General features: G+C 59.7%; 12 protein-coding genes. 9 read left to right on the forward strand and 3 right to left on the reverse strand.

Going from position 1 to position 17,089, the window contains the following annotated elements:
- A partial coding sequence (locus M9827_RS22345; RefSeq protein WP_250607202.1) for a Lon-like protease helical domain-containing protein occupies positions 1-899 on the reverse strand: 899 nt, incomplete at its 3' end.
- 277 nt (positions 900-1,176) lie between these two features.
- On the opposite strand from M9827_RS22345, the gene M9827_RS22350 reads away from it, so the two are divergent.
- From M9827_RS22350 to M9827_RS22365, 4 genes are all read left to right on the forward strand, one after another.
- The gene (locus M9827_RS22350) at positions 1,177-1,665 is read left to right on the forward strand and encodes a DUF3015 domain-containing protein (RefSeq protein WP_007909797.1); all 489 of its coding nucleotides are present in this window, start codon (positions 1,177-1,179) and stop codon (positions 1,663-1,665) included.
- A gap of 94 nt (positions 1,666-1,759) precedes the next feature.
- Positions 1,760-3,613 (forward strand): Lnb N-terminal periplasmic domain-containing protein, encoded by a 1,854-nt coding sequence (locus tag M9827_RS22355; protein WP_250607169.1) that lies wholly within the window; start codon positions 1,760-1,762, stop codon positions 3,611-3,613.
- A gap of 154 nt (positions 3,614-3,767) precedes the next feature.
- Positions 3,768-4,124: a hypothetical protein gene (locus M9827_RS22360; RefSeq protein WP_038361731.1), complete on the forward strand. Its 357-nt coding sequence runs from the start codon at positions 3,768-3,770 to the stop codon at positions 4,122-4,124.
- 69 nt (positions 4,125-4,193) lie between these two features.
- Positions 4,194-4,688: a GreA/GreB family elongation factor gene (locus M9827_RS22365; RefSeq protein ID WP_250607170.1), complete on the forward strand. Its 495-nt coding sequence runs from the start codon at positions 4,194-4,196 to the stop codon at positions 4,686-4,688.
- Here M9827_RS22365 and gdhA read toward each other — a convergent pair.
- Positions 4,685-6,022: an NADP-specific glutamate dehydrogenase gene (gdhA, locus tag M9827_RS22370; protein WP_250607171.1), complete on the reverse strand. Its 1,338-nt coding sequence runs from the start codon at positions 6,020-6,022 to the stop codon at positions 4,685-4,687. The two genes, M9827_RS22365 and gdhA, sit on opposite strands and share 4 nt — an antisense overlap.
- A 368-nt stretch (positions 6,023-6,390) precedes the next feature.
- On the reverse strand, positions 6,391-8,055 hold the full coding sequence (ettA, locus tag M9827_RS22375; protein ID WP_025108770.1) for an energy-dependent translational throttle protein EttA: 1,665 nt from the start codon (positions 8,053-8,055) through the stop codon (positions 6,391-6,393).
- Positions 8,056-8,480: 425 nt separating this feature from the next.
- Between ettA and morA the strand changes: the two genes are divergently transcribed.
- From morA to M9827_RS22400, 5 genes are all read left to right on the forward strand, one after another.
- Complete coding sequence (morA, locus tag M9827_RS22380) at positions 8,481-12,329, forward strand: cyclic di-GMP receptor MorA (RefSeq protein WP_250607172.1); 3,849 nt, start codon at positions 8,481-8,483, stop codon at positions 12,327-12,329.
- A 252-nt stretch (positions 12,330-12,581) separates the two neighbouring features.
- Entirely contained in the window at positions 12,582-13,835 is a 1,254-nt protein-coding gene (gene glyA, locus M9827_RS22385; RefSeq protein ID WP_123463984.1) for a serine hydroxymethyltransferase, read from the forward strand.
- A 341-nt stretch (positions 13,836-14,176) separates the two neighbouring features.
- Positions 14,177-15,490 carry a C4-dicarboxylate transporter DctA gene (locus tag M9827_RS22390; RefSeq protein ID WP_103303615.1) on the forward strand — a complete coding sequence of 438 codons (1,314 nt, stop codon included), beginning with the start codon at positions 14,177-14,179 and terminating at the stop codon, positions 15,488-15,490.
- An 87-nt stretch (positions 15,491-15,577) separates the two neighbouring features.
- Entirely contained in the window at positions 15,578-16,282 is a 705-nt protein-coding gene (locus tag M9827_RS22395) for a FadR/GntR family transcriptional regulator (protein ID WP_034153832.1), read from the forward strand.
- Between the two features lie 19 nt (positions 16,283-16,301).
- A complete protein-coding gene (locus tag M9827_RS22400; RefSeq protein WP_250607173.1) occupies positions 16,302-17,012 on the forward strand; it encodes a GntR family transcriptional regulator in 711 nt (236 codons plus the stop codon).
- The last annotated feature ends 77 nt before the right edge of the window (positions 17,013-17,089 follow it).

Consider the following 17,089-nt stretch of genomic DNA (forward strand, 5'->3'; position numbering starts at 1 on the left):
AGCAGCTTGCGCGCGACGGCGTCGGTCTTGCTGTCGTCGACCAGTTGCTCGACCACGGTTTTCAGCAGATACACCTGCATCGCTTGCAGGTAACCGCACACCGCAGCGTTTTCCGCGTACTTCTCCGACAACGGCGACAGCAGCGGCTGCAAGGCCAGGGTGATGGTCTCTTCGTTAAGCGAACGCAGTTGATTGTTCGACTCGCGCTTCCACTGCGGCAGGCTGGCGAGTTCTTCGTTCAGGCGCTCTTCGAGGCCGGAAATGTCATCGTGAAAGCGTTCACGATCGGCTTCCGGCAACTGGGCGAATTCGGCTTCGTCCAGCGCTTTGCCGTCGAGCATCGGCGTGAAGGCGATGTTGCTGCTGTCGCGATACAGGGCGACGTCTTTTTCCAGGGCCAGACGCTCGATGATGTCGAGGGCTTTGTCGTAGCGCTGGTTGAACGCGCGGTCGATGGCGCTTTTCTTCTGCTGGTAGGACGGGTGCTCGAACACCGCCGGAAACGTCGCCAGCAGGTTGTCGATCAAACCGTTGATATCGCCGATGAAGGCGCCGGCAGTGCCTGACGGCAACTCCAGGGCGCGGGGTTCGCGCGGTTCATCGAAATTGTTGACGTAGACCCAGTCCGCCGGGGTCTGCAGGCGTTTGCCTTCGGCCTTCAGGTAGCGTTTGACGAACGAGAAACGGCCGGTGCCGGGCTCGCCCATGACGAATACGTTGTAACCGGGGCGTGGCATGGCCACACCGAACTGCAAGGCTTCGACCGCACGTTCCTGGCCGAGCACACCGCGAAAGGGCTCCAGATCATTGGTGGTAGTGAAGCTGAACTGTTCAGCGGAAAACGGACGGGTCAGCGCTTCAGGCGCGAGACGCAAGCTGGCAGCAACAGGATCAGGCATCGGGCTTCCTTAACAATCAGGCGGGGCGGATAGCGGCATTCTGGCGCTGCCCATGCCCCACTGGCAAGGCGCGCCACACGACAAAGCATAGACAACCAGCTGCCCATGTCCCGGCGCCCATGAAATCGGGGTTATCGCCAAATCTTTTGTAAAAACTCACGGAACCCCAGGAACGTGCCTAAACTCCAAACTGCGCGGCTGGAACTAATACTGGCCCACTGGCACCGTCAGGTGTCAGAACCCTGTCCATTGGTATGCACACAAAGAGAACAAAGATATGAAACGGATTCTTCTCGGTACTCTCTTCACCGCTGTATCCATCAACGCAATGGCGCAAGCTCCGGGCGGCCCGGATTGCGGTTGGGGCAACATGCTGTTCGAAGGTCAGCGTGGCACCCCGGCGCACTTCCTCGCTTCCACCACCAACGGTACTTCCGGTAACGCCACCTTCGGGATGACGTCCGGCACCAACGGCTGCTCGACCAACGCATCGCTGACCTACGGCGGCAAATCCTGGTTTGCCATGAATGGCATGATGAACGAGCTGTCCGAAGACATGGCCAAAGGCAACGGCGAAGCGCTGACGACTTATGCCGTGGTACTGGGCGTGGCACCGGAAGACCGTGCGCACTTCGCTGCTGTGACTCACGAGCACTTCCAGCAGATCTTCAGCAAGGCTGACGTGACCGCTGAAGACGTGCATACCAACACCCTGGCCGTACTGAAATCGGACCCACGTCTGGCCAAGTACGCAACTCAGGCTTAAGCTCGACCCCACCCGCTTCCTTCGGGAGGCGGGTTTTGTTTTTTTGGCCCGCCCTCTCTGGGTCTTCATTTCTTTCCTGTTCAAGTTGCCGACTATGCTCAAACGCCTTGCCTGGCTGGCGCTCTGTGTCTGCGCCCCGCTGTCCGCCGCGCCCCACATCGACCCTCAACGTTTGCAGCAACTGGCCAACGACCGCTTCTGGATTTCCCTCGGTCACTACGAAACCGCCAAGCTTGGCGGCTGGCGCAGCTATGTCAGCGACAAGAAATTCTTTCTGGCGCCCGATGGCAATGAACATCCCGACCGCGAACTGGCCGCCACCGTGCAAGCGCTGTACGCCCCGGCGAACCTCGGCGAGCAGCATGCGCAATGTGTTTATCCGGCCCGCACCCGCTGGTTGAAGGCACAGCTCAATCTCAGCGATCTGCCGGCACCCGAGTGCGCCGAATACAAGAAATGGTTCAAGGACGTCTCGCCGCACAGTGCGGTGATGATCTTCCCGGCGGCCTATCTGAATAGCCCGTCGTCGATGTTCGGCCACACCCTGCTGCGCATCGATCAGGCCGATGTGCAGGCCGACAAGACGTCGCTGCTCAGTTACGCGATCAACTTCGGCGCCTACATCGAAGGCTCGGACAACAGCATTCTTTACGCCTGGAAAGGTTTGATGGGCGGCTATCCCGGGTTGTTCGCGCTGGTGCCGTATCAGGAAAAACTCTCGGAATACCGCAGCCTGGAAAACCGCGACCTGTGGGAATACCGGCTCAACCTGACCCAGGAAGAAACCGCGCGCATGGTCGAGCATGTGTGGGAGCTGAAGCAGATCCAGTTCGACTACTTCTTCTTCGACGAAAACTGCTCGTATCGCCTGCTTGAGCTGCTACAGGTGGCACGGCCGAGCTTGCGCCTGACCGAACAATTCCCGCTGACCGCCATTCCCACCGACACCGTAAAAGCGGTGAAGGAAGCCGGGTTGGTGGAAAATATCGAATACCGCCCGTCCCGCGAGCGCGAATTGCTCAGCCGAGCCGAGCCTTTGAACAGTGACGAACAGCAATGGGTGCTGAACGTCAGCGCCGATCAGCAGCAGTTGCAGGATCCGGCGTTCAAAGCCCTGCCCCGTGACCGGCAAGCGTTGATCATCGACGCGGCGTATCGTCTGGAGCGCTACCGCGCCAACGGCCAGGAACGCGATCCACAACGGGCGCAGCGCAGTTTCGAACTGCTGCGGGCGATCAACAAGAACCCGGCGCCGGAGCTGGAGATTCCGCAACCGGGCTTGCCCGAAGACGGCCACGAATCGCGCACCTGGCAGGCCGGTCTCGGCACCCGTGGCGACCGCGCGTTCGGTGAGTACGGCTTGCGCATGGCCTATCACGATCTCAACGACAACGCCGAAAGTTTCCCGCTCGGCGCGCAGATCGAGATCCTGCAGATGAAACTGCGCCAGTACGAAGGCAATCACTGGCAGTTGCAGCAACTGGATCTGGCGACGATTCGTTCGCTGACGCCGCGCAATGAGCTACTGCAGCCGCTGTCATGGCAGGTCACGGGTGGCCTTGAACGGGTTCCGGGCAAGCATGATGACGAAACGCTGATCAGCCATGTGAATGGCGGCGGTGGCGGTACTTGGGCGTTGGCTGATGACGTATTGGGTTTTGCCCTCGGCACCGTGCGCGTTGAACACAACAATGATTTCGCCGAGTTCGTCTCCCCGGCCGGCGGTTTCAATACCGGCGTGCTGTGGAAAAACCCGCTGGGCAATCTCAGTCTGGAAGCCAAGGGCGATTACTTCTTCAATGGCGAAGTGCGCCGTAGCCTGAGTTTGAATCAGCAGTGGGAGTTGTCGCGCAACCTCGGCTTGCGCCTGAGTGCGCAGCGCGAGTTCAGCCACCTCGCGACGCCGGAAACAGAGGTCATGCTCGAAGTGAAGTGGTATCACTATTAAAAGATCGCAGCCTCGGCAGCTCCTACATTTGGAATGTGTTTCACCTCTAGGAGCTGCCGCAGGCTGCGATTTTTTGATCTTTCTTTCACACCCCACCAACGAATCCCCTTCTAGACTTTCCCCGTAAGCCGGACAACCGGCGCGGGAGAGTGCGATGTGGCGGTGTGCGGGGTTGTTGGGTGTTGTGCTGTTACTGGGCGGTTGCCAGACCACCCACGAAGATCTGATCGCCAAGGGTTATCCACCGGCCTTTGCCGACGGCTTCGATGACGGTTGTATCAGTGGCCGCCAGGCCGCCGGTTCGATCAGCGGCGAGTTTCGCAAGAACGTGCCGCGCTACCTCAAGGACAAGCAATACGCCGAAGGCTGGACCGACGGCTTTCGCCAGTGTCAGGCGATGCTGGAAAACAAGGATCGCGAACAGTATCGCAATGAACATTGGGACGAACGCGAGCGCGCCTGGCAGCAACAGAAAGATCAGGACGCCGGGCGGGCCTATCGCTCGCAATAGTCGTTTCCAGACATCCAGTGAAACCAAATGCCTGCAAGCATGGCCCAAACCTCATACGAGGAGGACACCATGAGTCGCGCATTCGTCAACGAAGACAACGCCGCCGCGCAAGCCGATCAGCCGGTCGAACGACAGGTCAGCACGCAGCCCAATTACGTCACGCCGCAAGGACTGGCGCAGTTGCAGGCGAAAGTCGCCGATCTGCAAACCCTGCATGCCGAACAATCGGCCAAGGGTGAGCAGGCCGACAAGCAGCGTCTGGCCGATCTGCAAAGGGATTTGCGTTATTTCAATCAACGCCTGAGTAGCGCACAAGTGGCGGTTGCCGCGACCTCCACCGACAAAGTGCAGATCGGCAGTTGGGTGACCTACGCCGACGAACACGATACCGAACGCCGGGTGCAACTGGTCGGCGAAGATCAGGCCGATGCCGGCAAAGGCCTGATCAATTGGGCTTCACCCTTGGGCCGGGCGCTGCTCGGCGCCCGACTCAACGACGAGGTGCTGTGGCAGCGCCCCGCCGGCGATCAAATGATCGAAGTGATCCGCATCGAACCGGCTTAAACCACGCCCTGCGCCAGCATCGCGTCGGCGACTTTGACGAAGCCGGCGATGTTCGCGCCTTTGACGTAGTTGATCCGCCCGTTCTCTTCGCCGTAATGCACGCAAGCGTGGTGGATCGACTGCATGATCGCGTGCAACTTGCTGTCCACCTCACCCGCTGTCCACAGCAGGCGCATGGCGTTCTGCGACATCTCCAGACCGCTCACCGCCACGCCGCCAGCGTTGGACGCTTTGCCCGGCGCAAACAGAATGCCGGCCTCGATAAAGATATCCACAGCCGCAAGCGTAGTCGGCATGTTCGCGCCTTCGGCCACGCACACACAGCCATTGCGCAGTAGCGTGCGCGCGGCTTCGGCGTCGAGTTCGTTCTGCGTAGCGCACGGCAGCGCGATGTCGCACGGCAACGACCACGGCAACTGACCGGCACGGAATTCCAGGCCGAATGCCGCCGCCAATTCACTGATGCGTCCGCGTTTGACGTTTTTCAGTTCCAGCAGCGCCCGCCACTGTTCTTCGCTCAAACCGGTCTCGCAGTACAGCGTGCCTTCGGAGTCGGACAGCGAAATCACCTTGCCGCCCAGGTCCATGACCTTGCGTGCTGCGTATTGCGCGACGTTGCCGGAACCGGAAATCGCCACGCGCTGGCCTTCGACGCTCAGTTCGCGGCGCTTGAGCATTTCTTCGGCGAAGTAGACGCAGCCGAAACCGGTGGCTTCCGGACGAATCAGGCTACCGCCGTAGGTCATGCCTTTGCCGGTCAACACGCTGGTGAACTGGTTGCTCAGGCGCTTGTACTGGCCGAACAGGAAACCGATCTCGCGCGCGCCGACGCCGATGTCACCGGCCGGCACGTCAACGTCAGCGCCGATATGGCGATACAACTCGCTCATGAACGCCTGACAGAAACGCATGACTTCAGCGTCGCTCTTGCCCTTCGGATCGAAGTCGGAGCCGCCCTTGCCGCCGCCCATGGGCAGCGAGGTCAGCGAGTTCTTGAAGGTCTGTTCGAAGGCGAGGAATTTCAGCACGCCCATGTTCACCGAAGGATGGAAACGCAAGCCGCCCTTGTACGGGCCGATCGCACTGTTCATCTGGATGCGGAACCCGCGATTGACCTGGACCTTGCCCTGATCGTCGACCCACGACACGCGAAATACCACCGCACGCTCCGGCTCGCACATACGCTCCAGAATCCCCGAGGTCAGGTAATGCGGATTGGCTTCGAGAAACGGCCACAGACTGCGCAGGACTTCTTCGACGGCCTGGTGGAATTCGGGTTGATCCGGGTCGCGTTTTTTCAGGCGAGCGAGGAAGGATTCGACGGATTCGATCATGGGAAAAGTCTCGGCAAATTTATTGTCGTTGGAGGAGATTGGGCCGGACTGTAACAAACGGATCGCGCACAGGAACAGAGCAAAATGTCGCAGTTATGAAATTAAATGGTGCACAGGATATAAATCAGAGGCGTTTTTGGCCTTTTTTGCCCCCTAATGGTGAGGTCAGATATTAGGTTTGCACCAACAGTGAAACCGCCATCGCTGGCAAGCCAGCTCCCACAGTGTCAGAGGTGATTACATATTCCATGCATGACAAAAATCCTGTGGGAGCTGGCTTGCCAGCGATGAATCCAACTCGGTATCCCTGAAAAACCAGGCAAAAAAAACGGAGCCCGAAGGCTCCGCTCTTATGCAACCAACCCGAATCAGGCCAGTTTCTTGTGACGTACCCGGTGTGGCTGGGCAGCCGCTTCGCCGAGACGCTTCTTACGATCGGCTTCGTACTCGGTGTAGTTACCTTCGAAGAACACCGCTTGCGAGTCGTCTTCGTACGCCAGGATGTGTGTCGCCACACGGTCCAGGAACCAGCGATCGTGAGAGATCACAATGGCGGCGCCCGGGAAGTCCAGCAGGGCTTCTTCCAGGGAACGCAGGGTTTCAACGTCGAGGTCGTTGGACGGTTCGTCGAGCAGCAGGACGTTGCCGCCCTCCTTCAGGGTCAGCGCCAGGTGCAGACGACCGCGCTCACCACCGGACAGGTCCTTGACGAACTTCTGTTGGTCGCCGCCCTTGAAGTTGAAGCGGCCGACGTAGGTGCGCGACGGAATCTCGTAGTTGCCGATGCGGATCTGGTCGGAACCGTCGGAAATCTGCTGGAACACAGTCTTGCTGCCGTCCAGATCTTCGCGGCTCTGATCGACGCAGGCCAGTTGCACGGTTTCGCCGACTTCGATGCTGCCCGAATCCGGCGTTTCCTTGCCCATCAGCATGCGGAACAGGGTCGACTTACCGGCACCGTTACCGCCGATCACGCCGACGATGGCGCCTTTCGGCATGGAGAACGACAGGTTGTCGATCAGCACGCGATCGCCGTAGCCCTTGGTGACGTTCTTGAATTCGATGACCTTGTCGCCCAGGCGCGGACCGGCCGGGATGTAGATCTCGTTGGTTTCCGAACGCTTCTGGAATTCCTGCGATTGCATTTCTTCGAAGCGTTGCAGACGTGCCTTGGATTTCGACTGGCGGGCTTTCGCGCCTTTGCGCACCCACTCCAGTTCTTCCTTCATGGCTTTTTCGTGAGCCGACTGCTGCTTGGATTCGGCGGCCAGACGATCGGACTTGGCTTCAAGCCAACCCGAGTAGTTGCCTTCGTACGGAATGCCCGCGCCGCGGTCGAGTTCGAGAATCCAGCCAGCGACGTTATCGAGGAAGTAACGGTCGTGCGTGATCGCTACCACAGTGCCCGGGAAGTCGTGCAGGAAGTGCTCCAGCCACGCCACCGAATCGGCGTCCAAGTGGTTAGTCGGTTCGTCGAGCAGCAGCATGTCCGGGGCGGAAAGCAGCAAACGGCACAGGGCCACACGGCGCTTTTCACCACCGGACAGGTGTTCGACCTTGGCGTCCCAGGCCGGCAGACGCAGCGCATCGGCGGCGACTTCAAGTTGGCGCTCAAGGTTGTGACCATCGCTGGCCTGCAGGATCGCTTCGAGTTTGGCTTGCTCGGCGGCCAGCTTGTCGAAGTCGGCATCAGGATCGGCGTAAGCGGCGTAAACCTCATCCAGACGCGCTTGCGCATCCTTGATCACGCTGACGGCTTCCTCGACCACTTCACGCACGGTCTTGGTCGGATCAAGTTGTGGCTCTTGCGGCAGATAACCGATGTTCAGGTCCGGCATCGGACGGGCTTCGCCCTCGAACTCGGTGTCGACGCCAGCCATGATTTTCAGCAGCGTGGACTTACCCGAACCGTTGAGGCCGAGCACGCCGATCTTGGCGCCAGGGAAGAAGGACAGCGAAATGTTTTTGAGAATTTCCCGCTTCGGCGGAACAACTTTGCCCAGCCGATGCATGGTGAAGACGTATTGAGCCATGGAGAACCTTGGGTCAGTGACAGATGAATGATTGCAGCGCAGGCGAAGCCCGGCCAGACCATGCGCGTCGTTCACTTGATGGTTATCAATGCGTGCGCGCTGAAAAAGTCTGAGTCTAGGAGCTGGACCAGACGCTGTTAAAACGTAACGAGCGAAGGAAAGACAAGGCGAAAACAGGCGAGGACGCGGAGTTTACGGGTTGTAAATGAGCAGTCCGAGCCTGTTTTCAACGCAGTATTTCCGAGCGCAGTAGTTTTAACAGTGTCTGGGCTCCCGCGTAACCGGCAAAGCTACCTTAATGACCGGTGGCAGTCCAGCCGCGCGGGGCTGGCACTTAGCCACGACTCAAGGCATGCTAGCCGCCCTTTGGGCGTCCGGCTTATAGTGCACGTCGCGCCAGTCCAGCCAAATCGCAGGATCACAGCTTGTCCAATGTCACTCCGCCAGCTTCTGTGAGCAGCACCCCACCGGCGCCCGGCTCGTCCCTGCGCGGTACATTAAAGGGTGCGCTGGCGACACTCGTGCTTTTATTGCTCGCGTTGCTGTTCTGGCAACTGCTCGATCAACTGCGCGAAACCCAGAAAAACCAGCGTCAGTACACCATCGATTACACCGCCGACCTCGCCTCGCAGGTCAGCCTTAACATGGCGCTGAACGCGCAAATCGCCCTCAATCTGCTACCGATCGTCGAACAGCCGCAATCAGCCGACGAACAGCAGGCGCTGCTGCGCAAGCTTCAGCAATCGCTGCCCGATCTGCGCAGCCTGGCATTGCTCAGCCCCTCCGGGCGGATCATCAACGACAGCGCCGCCGACAGCCACGACGCCGAGTACCTCACCGAACTGGTGCGCCGCAGCCGCGCGCAGGCGCATTACTTCAGCAACGCCGACGACGGCTCTGTGGTGCATCTGTTATTGCATCAGGCCAGCGGCAGCACGCGCGGTTATTGGGCCTTGCGCCTGACTCCGACGTTCTTCGACTCGCTGACCAAACAGGGCGAAACCGGCATCCGCCCGCTGTGGCTGGTGGAAAACCGCCTCAATCATCAGATCATCAGCCGCGACGAAGCGCAGCCTTCGGCCAGGCCTGGCGTCTTGAGTCCGGACGACATGGCCAACACGGTGTTGACCGTGCCGCTGAGCAGCAGCGACTGGCAGTTGCGTGGTCTGTTCGACCGCCAGCGCGTGCTCGAAGAACTGCTGCCGGCGTTTATCGGCAAATGCCTGTTGGGCCTGGCGTTCTCGATGCTGCCGGTAATTGCGCTGTTAAACATGCGCCGGCGTCAGCGCCAGTTGCATGAAGGTCGCCGACGTTATCAGGACATTTTCGAAGGCACCGGCGTGGCCCTGTGTGTGCTGGACCTGTCCGGCCTCAAGCAGGTGTTCGACAAGGCGCAGATCCAGACCAGCGACCAGCTCAAGGCCTGGCTCGACCAACCGGCGCAACGCCAGCAACTCTTGCAGGAATTGCGCGTCACCGAGGTCAACCAGGTCGCGCTGCAACTGCTCAATGTCAATTCCTGCGAGCATGCCTGGCAACTGTTGATCGACGGCCATCCACACCGCCAGTGCGCCATCGGCAATCAAGTGCTCGATGCCGTGCTGCAGCAACAAAAGCAGCTGGAACTGGAAATCAAACTGCCGGACATCAATGGCCGCGACCAGCACCTGTGGATGGTGTTGCGCCTGCCGACCGAGCAGCACGACTACAAAGCGGTGATCCTCAGCATCAACGACATCACCAGCCGCAAGCTGATCGAACTGTCGCTGCTCGAACGCGAAGGTTTCTGGTCGGACGTGGTGCGCACCGTGCCGGATCACCTGTATGTGCAGGACGTGATCAGCCAGCGGATGATTTTCAGCAACCACCACCTCGGTCAGACCCTCGGCTACAACCGCACCGAACTGCACCAGATGGGCGAGTATTTCTGGGAAATCCTCCTGCACCCGGAGGATGCCGACTACTACCATCGCTCGCGGCAGATGCAGCGCCACGCCGGCTACAGTCAGTTGCTCCAGTGCCAATTGCGTTTCCGCCATCGCGATGGCAAATGGCGGCGTTTCGATATTCGCGAACAGGCGCTGGCACGCGACAAACACGATCAGGTCACGCGAATCATCGGCGTGGCCAAGGACATCACCGAACAGATCGAAGCCAGCGAATCCTTGCGTGACAGCGAGCAGCGCTACCGCATGCTCGCCGAAAGCATCAGCGACGTGATTTTCTCCACCGACAGCAAGCTCTCGCTGAACTATGTCAGCCCGTCGGTGCAGGCCGTGCTGGGTTACGACGCCGAGTGGATTTTCCAGAACGGCTGGCAATCGACCATCGCCAACCCGCAGCAACTGAGTGGCATCTATACGCTGATGGACCGGGTCAGCAAGGCGCTGGACAAACCCGAGCAACTGGCGGTGTTGCGCAATCAGGTGCAGACGCAGTTGTTCCTGTTCGACTGCCTGCGCGCCGATGGCCGCAAGATCCCGATCGAGCTGCGTCTGGTGCTGGTGTGGGACGAGCATGGCGCGTTCGAAGGCGTGCTCGGTGTCGGTCGCGATATCAGCCAGCAGCGCCGCGCCGAAAAAGACCTGCGCATGGCTGCCACGGTATTCGAACACTCGACGTCGGCGATCCTGATCACCGACCCGGCCGGTTATATCGTTCAGGCCAACGAAGCTTTCAGTCGTGTCAGCGGTTACGCAGTGAGCGAAGTGCTCGACCAGTTGCCGAACATGCTCACCGTTGATGAGCAACAGGACGCCCACCTGCGCTACGTGCTTAAACAACTGCATCAGCACAGCACCTGGGAAGGCGAAGTCTGGCTCAAGCGTCGTAATGGCGAGCATTACCCGGCGTGGGTCGGCATCACCGCCGTGCTCGACGACGAAGGCGATCTGGCCAGTTATGTGTGTTTCTTCAGTGACATCAGCGAGCGCAAGGCCAGCGAGCAGCGGATTCACCGCCTCGCCTACTACGACGCCCTGACTCATCTGCCGAACCGCACGCTGTTTCAGGATCGTCTGCACACCGCGCTGCAATCGGCCGAGCGGCAGAAGTCATGGGTGGTGCTGATGTTCCTCGACCTCGACCGCTTCAAACCGATCAACGACTCCCTCGGCCACGCCGCCGGCGACCGCATGCTGAAAGACATGGCCACGCGCCTGTTGGCCTGCGTCGACGATGACGACACCGTGGCGCGCATGGGCGGCGACGAGTTCACCTTGCTGCTGCAACACCGCTCCAGCCGCGAGCTGGCGCTGAACCGGGCGATTCATGTGGCCGAACAGATCCTCGGCAGCCTCGTCCGGCCGTTCGTGCTTGAAGGCCGCGAGTTCTTCGTCACCGCCAGTATCGGCATCGCCCTGAGCCCGCAGGACGGCAACGAACTCAGCCAGTTGATGAAAAACGCTGATACGGCGATGTACCACGCCAAGGAGCGCGGCAAGAACAACTTCCAGTTCTATCAGGCCGACATGAACGCCAGTGCGCTGGAGCGTCTGGAGCTGGAAAGCGACCTGCGCCATGCCCTGGAACAAAACGAATTCGTCCTGTATTACCAACCGCAATTCAGCGGCGACGGCAAACGCCTGACCGGCGCCGAAGCACTGTTGCGCTGGCGCCATCCGCGCCGTGGCCTGGTGCCGCCGGGGGATTTCATTCCGGTGCTGGAAGAGCTCGGTCTGGTGGTGGACGTCGGCGACTGGGTGATCAGCGAGGCGTGCCGTCAGTTGAAGACCTGGCACCAGAACCGTGTACGCGTGCCGAAGGTGTCGGTGAACATCTCCGCGCGACAGTTCTCCGATGGCCAGCTCGGCACGCGGATCGCCACGATCCTGCGCGAAACCGGCCTGCCGCCAGCGTGTCTGGAGCTGGAACTGACCGAAAGTATCCTGATGCGCGAAGTCAGCGAGGCGATGCAGATTCTCGCCGGGCTGAAAAACCTTGGCCTGAGCATTGCGGTCGACGACTTCGGCACCGGTTACTCATCGCTGAACTACCTCAAGCAATTCCCGATCGACGTGTTGAAGATTGACCGCACCTTTGTCGATGGCTTGCCGTCCGGTGAGCAGGACGCGCAGATCGCCCGGGCGATCATTGCAATGGCGCACAGCCTGAATCTGGCGGTGATTGCCGAGGGTGTGGAAACCCACGAACAGCTGGACTTCCTGCGTGAGCACGGTTGCGATGAGGTTCAGGGCTATCTGTTCGGGCGGCCGATGCCGGCGGGACGGTTTGAGGCGCAGTTCAGTAATGACGCGCTGTTCATGTTTGACTGAAAGCCTGTTGAGAGGCCGAAAAGATCGCAGCCTTCGGCAGCTCCTACAGAAATTGATGTCGGTCACAATATGCGGGATCAGCTCCGATTACTGTAGGAGCTGCCGAAGGCTGCGATCTTTTCAGGCCGGTAAAAGCACCGCACATCTGTCATGAACGCCACTTGTCTGCGACATGATGTCGTTTCATATGCCATCCAAAACCCATTGGGTTAGAATGCCCCCCTTTTCTGCCCCCGATCCTTGAGGACCGCCATGTTCAGCCGTGATTTGACTATTGCCAAGTACGACGCCGACCTTTTTGCCGCCATGGAGCAAGAAGCTCAGCGCCAGGAAGAACACATTGAGCTGATCGCTTCGGAAAACTACACCAGCCCAGCGGTGATGGAAGCTCAAGGCTCGGTCCTGACCAACAAATACGCTGAAGGCTACCCAGGCAAGCGTTACTACGGTGGCTGCGAGTACGTTGACGTGGTTGAGCAACTGGCCATCGACCGCGCCAAGGAACTGTTCGGCGCCGATTACGCCAACGTTCAGCCGCACGCCGGTTCGCAAGCCAACGCCGCTGTTTACCTGGCTCTGCTGCAAGGTGGCGATACCATTCTGGGCATGAGCCTGGCCCACGGTGGTCACCTGACCCACGGCGCCAGCGTTTCCTCCTCCGGCAAGCTGTACAACGCCGTGCAGTACGGCATCGACGCCAACGGCCTGATCGACTACGACGAAGTCGAGCGTCTGGCTGTAGAACACAAGCCGAAAATGATCGTGGCCGGTTTCTCTGCCTACTCGCAGATTCTCGACTTCCCGCGCTTCCGTGCAATCGCTGACAAGGTTGGCGCTTACCTGTTCGTCGACATGGCTCACGTAGCCGGTCTGGTTGCCGCTGGTGTTTACCCGAACCCGGTGCCTTTCGCTGACGTCGTGACCACCACCACGCACAAGACCCTGCGCGGTCCACGTGGCGGCCTGATCCTGGCGCGCGCCAACGCCGAGATCGAGAAGAAGCTCAACTCCGCGGTATTCCCGGGCGCCCAGGGTGGCCCGCTGGAACACGTGATCGCCGCTAAAGCGATCTGCTTCAAGGAAGCGCTGCAGCCTGAGTTCAAGGCCTACCAGGAACAAGTGGTGAAGAACGCCCAGGCCATGGCCGAAGTGTTCATCGCGCGCGGTTTCGACGTAGTTTCCGGTGGCACCAAGAACCACCTGTTCCTGCTGTCGCTGATCAAGCAGGACATCTCCGGTAAAGACGCCGACGCTGCTCTGGGCAAAGCGTTCATCACCGTGAACAAGAACTCCGTGCCAAACGATCCACGCTCGCCGTTCGTGACTTCCGGCCTGCGTTTCGGTACACCGGCTGTGACCACTCGCGGCTTCAAAGAAGCAGAGTGCAAAGAGCTGGCCGGCTGGATCTGCGACATCCTGGCTGACCTGAACAACGAAGCGGTGATCGACGCCGTTCGTGAGAAAGTCAAAGCCATCTGCAAGAAACTGCCGGTGTACGGCGCTTAATTGCGACGCTAAACCCGCAGCATGAAAAACCGGCCAAGTGATTGGCCGGTTTTTTTTCGCCTGGGATTTCCCCTGTAGGAGCTGTCGAGTGAAACGAGGCTGCGATCTTTTGATTTGTTTTAAAAACAGGATCAAAAGATCGCAGCCTGCGGCAGCTCCTACATGCGGCTCTGGCCGCTGGTCAGACCGGTCATGCCAATTTGAATGTTTTCACTTGTCATCCCGAAAAAACCGAGCGTAGACTGCACCCGCACTGGACATACCGGTAAGACCACAATAATTAAGTCCTGAATCTGAGCGTGCAAGCGCCAGCAGCCAGGACACCGACCAGGATTCCTCCCATGCTCAGATGGTGCTCGCGTTCAATCTTCCTCCAAGTGGTTCTCGGACTGATGCTCGGCATCGTCTGCGGGCTGACCCTTCCTGAATACTCGGCCCAGCTCAAACCGCTCGGCGACGGCTTCATCAAACTGATCAAGATGCTCATCGGCCTCATCGTGTTCTGCGTGGTGGTCAGCGGCATCAGCGGCGCGGGCGATCTGAAGAAGGTCGGGCGCATCGGCCTCAAGTCGGTGATCTACTTCGAAGTCCTGACCACCATCGCTCTGGTGATCGGCTTGGTCTTCGCCTTCAGCACAGGCATCGGCAGCGGCGCGAATATCCATCTCGAGCAGCTCTCCGCCGCCGACATGGGTGACATCGCCGAACGCGGCCAGCACATGCACACCACCACGCAATTTCTCATGGACCTGATCCCGACCTCGGTGATCGGCGCCTTCGCTGACAACAACATTCTGCAGGTGCTGCTGTTCTCGGTACTGTTCGGCAGCGCGTTGAATCTGGTCGGTGAAGCGGCCTCCGGGATCTCGCGACTGATCAACGAACTGAGCCATGTAATCTTCCGCATCATGGGCATGATCGTGCGTCTGGCACCGATCGGCGTATTCGGCGCCATCGCGTTTACCACCAGCAAATATGGCCTCGATTCCCTGCAACATCTGGGCAGTCTGGTCGGCCTGTTCTACCTGACCTGCATCGCGTTCGTCAGCGTGATTCTCGGTCTGGTGATGCGAGCCTCCGGCCTGCGCATGTGGCCGCTGTTGAAGTACCTGCGTGAAGAACTGCTGATCGTCATGGGCACCGCATCATCCGATGCCGTGCTGCCGCAGATCATGCGCAAACTCGAACACCTCGGCATCGGCAGCTCGACCGTCGGACTGGTGATTCCCACCGGTTACTCGTTCAACCTCGACGGCTTCTCGATCTACCTGACCCTGGCCATCGTGTTCATCGCCAATGCCACCGGCACACCGTTGGCCATGACCGATCTGCTGACGATTCTGCTGGTGTCGCTGATTACCTCAAAAGGCGCCCACGGCATTCCCGGTTCGGCCCTGGTGATTCTGGCGGCCACGCTGACGGCGATTCCGGCGATCCCGGTGGTCGGTCTGGTGCTAGTGCTGGCGGTGGACTGGTTCATGGGCATCGGCCGGGCACTGACCAACCTCATCGGCAATTGTGTCGCCACGGTGGCGATCGCCCGTTGGGAAAAAGACATTGATGTACAGCGAGCCAACAAAGTACTGAGCGGCCAGCAGGGCTACACCTTTCAGCCGCGTAAAACAGCGACTCCGGCGCACCAGCAGGAGTTCTGATTTAACCCCTGTAGGAGCTGCCGCAGGCTGCGATCTTTTGATCTTGAGTTTGCGGCTATCTCCCCCCAGGCAAATGGAGCAAGACCCTTGATAACCACATCAACCGTCGTCAACTCAGTCGTAGAAAAACTCCGTGCCGCATTGGCCCGTGGCCAGTGGCGCTCCGGCGACATGCTGCCGGGTCAGCGCGAACTGGCCGAACAACTGGGCATCAGCCGCCCGAGCCTGCGCGAAGCGGTGATCGTTCTGGAAACCCTTGGCCTCGTACGCTCGATGCCAGGCAAAGGCGTAGTCGTACTCGACGCGCAACTCAGCGACAGCCAAAGCCATGACAGTGCAGTCGCCGGTGCCAGCCTCGAAGACGTGCTGCAACTGCGCTACACCCTTGAGCCGTTCATTGTCGGTCTGGTCGCACAATCGATCAGCAGCAAGGAAGTCGGCCAGTTGCGCCTGACCCTGATGGACATGCGCGAAGCCCTCGAGGCCGGCGACAGCGAGGCCGGGGTCAGCGCCTACATCGCCTTTCACGAAGAGCTGTTCACCCTGACCTCGAATCCGATCTTCCAGAGTGTGGTGCAGCAAACCAGCAACGCCCTCAAGCAAAGCGCCGAGGTGCTGCGTAATTCTCCGGAACATCTGGCCGAGCGACTGGAAGAAAACGAAGCGGTGGTCCGCGCGATCCGCAGCAAGAACAGCGCCCAGGCCAGCGCGGAAATGCGTCGGCACATTCTGCGCGAAGGTCAGCGCATGGGTATTGAGCTGAATATTCCGGAAGACAACTTGAGTCGCTGATACCGACTGGAGACAGGCCATGAACAATTTCGCTGCAGCTTCGCCCACTCGCCAGACCACGACGCCCCTGCCCTTCTCCCGCCTGCGCGCACCGTCGGAAGATCTGTATCCGCGGCTGCTCGACGCGATTCTCGAACAGCGCATCGACTCGGCCAGCCGTTTTACCGAGGACAGCCTCAAAGACATGTTCGGTGCCAGCCGTGCCGATGTTCGGCGGGTGTTGACGCAGTTGTCTCTTGAACAAGTCATTGTGCTGCGCGCCAATCATCGCCCACGTGTGGCGGCACCTGATCGGGAGCAAACCCGGCAGACTTTGCATGCACGGCGACTGGCTGAAAGTACGCTGGTGCGGCTGGCGTGTCAGCGTCCGCAGGCTGACAGTTTGAAAAGGCTGCGCGGATTGATTGAGCGTGAGCGTATGGCGATTGAACAGGATCGGCGCGGGGCGGCGATTCGCTTGTCCGGCGAGTTCCATCTGACGTTGGCGCAGATGGCGGGGAATGCACCGCTGGCGCATTTTCTTGGCAGTCTGGTGCCACTGACGTCATTGGCGATTGCGCGGAGTGAATGCCAGACGCACAGCGGTTGCGCGTGGCAGGAGCATCTGGCGTTGGTTGAGGCGGTGGAGCGTGGCGATGTTTCCAAGGCCGGAATGCTGATGAACCGGCATCTGGATCATCTTGAGCAGACACTGCTGGGTTCAGACCTTGAGCAATGTGCTGTCGGTTAGATCGCTTTCGCGAGCAGGCTCGCTCCCACAGTGGACCGCGTTCTGTCAGGAAGAATGCAATTCACTGTGGGAGCGAG

Origin of the sequence: Pseudomonas sp. AKS31 (assembly GCF_023634765.1) — a bacterium.
In the GTDB taxonomy this organism is placed as follows: Bacteria; Pseudomonadota; Gammaproteobacteria; order Pseudomonadales; family Pseudomonadaceae; genus Aquipseudomonas.